The organism is Halorubrum sp. GN12_10-3_MGM, assembly GCF_005435235.1.
GTDB classification, from domain to species: domain Archaea; phylum Halobacteriota; class Halobacteria; order Halobacteriales; family Haloferacaceae; genus Halorubrum; species Halorubrum ezzemoulense.
In genome coordinates, this window is record NZ_SGUB01000055.1 from 1 (window position 1) to 5,376 (window position 5,376).

Sequence of the window (5,376 nt, forward strand, 5' to 3'; positions counted from 1 at the left end):
ACGTCCGTGGGCTGGGTGGGAGTATTCTCCCGGATGAGTGGGCAGGCGGCGACCCGTGGTTCCCAGAGGATCGCTCACTCCAGTACTTCACGGTACGCTGGTGGGCTTAACTTCCGTGTTCGGAATGGGTACGGGTGTGTCCCCACCGCTCTGGCCGCCTTTATGCCGACTCTCGGAGTCGAACCGAGACTCTCTATAGAGACTCCTGTGTCGGTCGTGGTTCGATACCAACCGTGTGTACGTGCGATCCAGATACCGCCTGAACTCATGCGAGTCGTGGCGCGTCAGCGCCAATGAATGTGGCTTGGTCTGTTAGTTCTCGTGGGCTTAACACCTCGTTGCCTCGGTGCGTACACCCCGAGTCTATCGAACTCGTCTTCTACGAGTGACCTCTGTGGTACCTCTTTTCCATGTGGGTTTCGAGCTTAGATGCGTTCAGCTCTTACCCCGTGTCGCGTGGCTACTCGGCATCTGCCCTTCCGGACAACCGATACACCAGTGGCGACCAAACGTAGTTCCTCTCGTACTATACGTTCGTTCACGTCAGGTACCTCACACCCCCAATAGATAGCAGCCGACCTGTCTCACGACGGTCTAAACCCAGCTCACGACCTCCTTTAATAGGCGAACAACCTCACCCTTGCCCGCTTCTGCACGGGCAGGATGGAGGGAACCGACATCGAGGTAGCAAGCCACTCGGTCGATATGTGCTCTTGCGAGTGACGACTCTGTTATCCCTAAGGTAGCTTTTCTGTCATCTACGGGTCCCATTCCGGAACCTCGTAGGTTCGCTAGACCACGCTTTCGCGTCAGCGTTCCTCGTTGGGAAGAACACTGTCAGACCATCTTGTGCTCTTGCGCTCTTCGCCGGATTCCCGACCCGGCTGAGATGATCTTCGGGCGCGCTCGATATCTTTTCGAGCGCGTACCGCCCCAGTCAAACTGCCCGGCTACCGGTGTACTCCTCCCGGAGTGAGAGTCGCAGTCACCGACGGGTAGTATTTCAATGCTGTCTGGGTGGCGCGCTGGCGCGCGTACCTCTGTAACGACTCCTACCTATGCTGCACATCGGCGACCACGTCTCAGCGACAGCCTACAGTAAAGCTCTATAGGGTCTTCGCTTCCCCTTGGGGGTCTCCAGACTCCGCACTGGAACGTACAGTTCACCGGGTCCAACGTTGGGACAGTGGCGCTCTCGTTTATCCATTCATGCAAGCCGCTACTGAAGCGGCAAGGTACTACGCTACCTTAAGAGGGTCATAGTTACCCCCGCCGTTGACGGGTCCTTCGTCCTCTTGTACGAGGTGTTCAGATACCCGCACTGGGCAGGATTCAGTGACCGTACGAGTCCTTGCGGATTTGCGGTCACCTGTGTTGTTACTAGACAGTCGGAGCGCCCGAGTCACTGCGACCTGCTCCTTAGAGAGCAGGCATCCCTTCTTCCGAAGGTACGGGACTAACTTGCCGAATTCCCTAACGTCGGTTCTCCCGACAGGCCTTGCCTTGCGCTGGCAGAGCACCTGTGTCGGATCTCGGTACGGACATCGTGCTTGCCTTTTCACGGGCCCTATGTACGGCTGACTTTCGCTGTTTCGCGTTTCGCTCGCTTCGTGCCGTGACGGCGTCCACGAGTTTTCACGATTCGACCGGGCGAGTGCCCGGCTCAGCGTTCCACACGGCGTCGGCGTTTACTGCACGATGGCGCTGGAATATTAACCAGCTTCCCGTCGGTGTAGTCAAGTTGTGGTACACCTTAGGACCGGCTAACCCTCGGCTGAACGGCAGTGCCGAGGAACCCTTGCTCTTCAGGCCGTCGAGGTTCTCACCCGACTATCGCTGCTACTGTGACCAGGATTGTCGTTACTGGACGGTCCACACGAGCTCTCGCCCGGGCTTCCGTCCGACCAGTACGCCAACCTACGCGGTTGCCCCTGTCAAGGGCACGGCCAGGTCTCGGTGGTAGATTTGAGCCCCGATCATTTTGGGCGCCTCAAACCTCGGCCGGTAAGCTGTTACGCTTTTCTTAGCGGGTAGCTGCTTCTAAGCTCACCTCCCGGCTGTTTAGGGCTTGAGACCACCTTCGAATCGCACTTAATCTACACTTTGGGACCTTAACCCGGCTCTGGGTTGTTCCCCTCACGGTACACAGGCTTACCCCGCGCACCGGACTCCCATCGTCTACAACGCCTGCGGGTTTGGAGTTCGACAGGATGGCCGACTCCTCTCGGAGGCGGGTCATCCAATCGGTAGCTCTACCCCGCGGGCTATCTCGGATGAGGTCATGCTTCGACATGTTTCGGTTGGAACCAGCTGTTGCCAGGCTCGATGGGCCTTTCACCCCTACACACGAGTCACGAGAGGGTATTGTAGAACACCAACTCTAACAGGCCTCCACGTGGCTTTCGCCACGCTTCACCTTGCTCGCGCGTAGATCGCCTGGTTTCGGGTCGCACCTGATTGACTCCCCGCGCTTGAACACGGTGGCCCTCGCAATGCTGCGGCCGTATCGGTTTCCCTGCGCCTTCCCGGGTTCGCCGGTTAGACTCGCCAATCAAGTACACTCCCTGGGTCGTTTTTCAAAACGCACGACACGACGCCGGCTCGATTCTCTTCCTACTAGAGGATCGCTCCTCGGTCGTTTCAAGAATCGCCTTGTACGCCCTGTCGCTCGATCGCCAGCTGATTTCAGGCCCTATTGCACCGCCCTTCTCGGGGTGCTTTTCAGCGTTCGCTCACGCTACTTGTTCGCTATCGGTCTCGAGGAGTGTTTAGCCTTCTCAGGGGATGCCTGAGATGTTCATAGAGGATATCCGACCCCTACTACTCTGGATTTGACGCCATCCGTACTGCTCTCTCATACGGGGTTGTCACCCTGTTTCACGCTCCGTTCCAGGAGACTTCTGAGAGAGTGTCGAGATTTGGTTGTCAACCCGAACACCACATTGGTCCGAAGACCTTCGGTTTGGGCTGTGTCGCGTTTACTCGCGGTTACTGACGACATCGCTGTTGCGTTCTTTTCCTGCCCTTACTGAGATGTTTCAATTCAGGGCGTTCCCTATTGCGCGTGGCAATTGTTGAACGGATTCCGATTGGGAGATCTCGTGTTCTTTCCCTCCATGCGGGTCCCACGAGCTTTTCGCAGCTTGGCACGTCCGTCGTCGGCTCTCGAGCCGAGCCATTCACCAGCTGGCACAGTAGCCAGTAGTGTGTCAGTCGACTCTCGAAGGAGAGTCACTGACGGTCAAGTGACATAGTGTCACCCGACTGTATATGGTTCACTGACGTTCCACGAACTCGGATGAGTTCAGTGGACGTCTGGATCGCACGTATACACGGTTGTCATTGAATCGCCCCGGGTGTGACGGGGCGTTCGTCGAACCCTTCCCATCCGCGGTTTCCCGGGATGGTGCATCGGTCGTCGTGTCCGAACCGAGTCGCGTCTCCCACTTAAGGGGACGGATTCGCTTCGGACGGACATGGACTCACTGGGATTCGAACCCAGGGCATCCTCCTTGCAAGGGAGGCACTCTACCGCTGAGCTATGAGCCCACCTTCCCTGGTGGGAAGGTTCTCGCGTGTTGTGTGAGCCGTGGTCGTTCTGCGGTGTCCAAGCCGGTGGGTGGGCGGACGGTACACAGTCCAATGCGAATGAGTAGTGACCGTCGTGGTGACGGTCTAAGGTGAGCCTCCCAGAGGGAGGTCTCGGGTCGGTGGAGGTGATCCAGCCGCAGATTCCCCTACGGCTACCTTGTTACGACTTAAGCCCCCTTGCGAAGCCCAGATTCGACGTACGAGGTACGCCTCATCCGGACCTCACTCGGGTGCTTTGACGGGCGGTGTGTGCAAGGAGCAGGGACGTATTCACCGCGCGCTTGTGACACGCGATTACTACCGAATCCAGCTTCATGTGGGCGAGTTGCAGCCCACAATCCGAACTACGATCGAGTTTCTGAGATTACCGTCTCCTTTCGGAGTTGGAACCCTTTGTCTCGACCATTGTAGCCCGCGTGTTGCCCAGCACATTCGGGGCATACTGACCTACCGTTGCCCGTTCCTTCCTCCGTGTTAGCCACGGCGGTCCCCCTACTGTCCCCAGCTACCTCGCGGTACTGCTGGCAAGTAAGGGTGCGGGTCTCGCTCGTTGCCTGACTTAACAGGACGCCTCACGGTACGAGCTGACGGCGGCCATGCACCTCCTCTCTGAAGCTCGGATAAGGTCATCAACCTGATCGTCATTACTACAGTCGATGCTGGTGAGATGTCCGGCGTTGAGTCCAATTAAACCGCAGGCTCCTCCGGTTGTAGTGCTCCCCCGCCAATTCCTTTAAGTTTCATCCTTGCGGACGTACTTCCCAGGCGGTCTGCTTAGCGGCTTCCCTACGGCACAGCACCCACTCGTAGTGGGAGCCACACCTAGCAGACATTGTTTACGGCCAGGACTACCCGGGTATCTAATCCGGTTCGAGACCCTGGCTTTCGTCCCTCACTGTCGGATCCGTTCTCGCGACGTGCTTTCGCCATCGGCGGTCCGTCCAGGATTACGGGATTTCACTCCTACCCCGGACGTACCCGTCGCGCCTTCCGGTCCCAAGCCACGCAGTTTCTACCGGGCGCCCACCTGTTGAGCAGGTGGATTTCCCGATGGACTTGCGCGGCCAGCTACGGACGCTTTAGGCCCAATAAGATCGGCCATCACTTGGGCTGCCGGTATTACCGCGGCGGCTGGCACCGGTCTTGCCCAGCCCTTATTCTGGTACCGCCTTAGGGTACCGAAAAGCACAGGCGCTATGCCTGTGCACTTGGGATCCCCCTATCGCACTGTCGTGCAGTGTAAAGGTTTCGCGCCTGCTGCGCCCCGTAGGGCCCGGAATCTTGTCTCAGATTCCGTCTCTGGGTTCTCACTCTCATGACCCATACCGATTATTGGCACGGTGGGCCGTTACCCCACCGTCTACCTAATCGGCCGCAGCCACATCCTTCGGCGCCGGAGCGTTTGGCATACCACTCATTCCAGTGGTGGTATGGTATACACTATTAGCCTCAGTTTCCCGAGGGTATTGTGTTCCGAAGGGTAGTTTGGCCACGTGTTACTGAGCTATTCGCCACGAGTCTGAACTCGTGCGACTAGCATGGCTAAATCGGATCCCAATAGCAATGGCCTCCGGCAGGATCAACCGGAATGAGTATCCTTCGAGCCTGATTCCCGGCTCGAAGGGGGTGTTGGCGGGTGTCAACTTCGGTTGAGACGAAGGTTGACACACCATTGCATTGGTCTGTGTGGTGTCCGGTCCATCCAGCGGCTTGGATGACACCGAACGACCACGGCTCACATCAGATCGCCGCTTACGCCGGAGCGCAGGGGGCGCGATCCTCATC

The 5,376-nt window shown here is 58.0% G+C and carries 1 tRNA gene and 3 rRNA genes; all 4 read right to left on the minus strand.

Annotation, left to right across the window (positions count from 1 at the left end):
• Window positions 1-40: 40 nt before the first annotated feature.
• The 4 genes from rrf to EXE47_RS18190 all read right to left on the minus strand — a co-directional run bounded on the left by rrf (window position 41) and on the right by EXE47_RS18190 (window position 5,181).
• A 5S ribosomal RNA gene (gene rrf, locus EXE47_RS18175) occupies window positions 41-162 on the minus strand.
• A gap of 130 nt (window positions 163-292) precedes the next feature.
• Window positions 293-3,207 (minus strand): 23S ribosomal RNA (locus EXE47_RS18180).
• Between the two features lie 270 nt (window positions 3,208-3,477).
• A tRNA-Ala gene (locus EXE47_RS18185) sits at window positions 3,478-3,549 on the minus strand.
• 162 nt (window positions 3,550-3,711) lie between these two features.
• Window positions 3,712-5,181 (minus strand): 16S ribosomal RNA (locus EXE47_RS18190).
• Together the 16S, 23S and 5S rRNA genes with 1 tRNA gene alongside form the textbook arrangement of a ribosomal RNA operon.
• Between the last annotated feature and the right edge of the window lie 195 nt (window positions 5,182-5,376).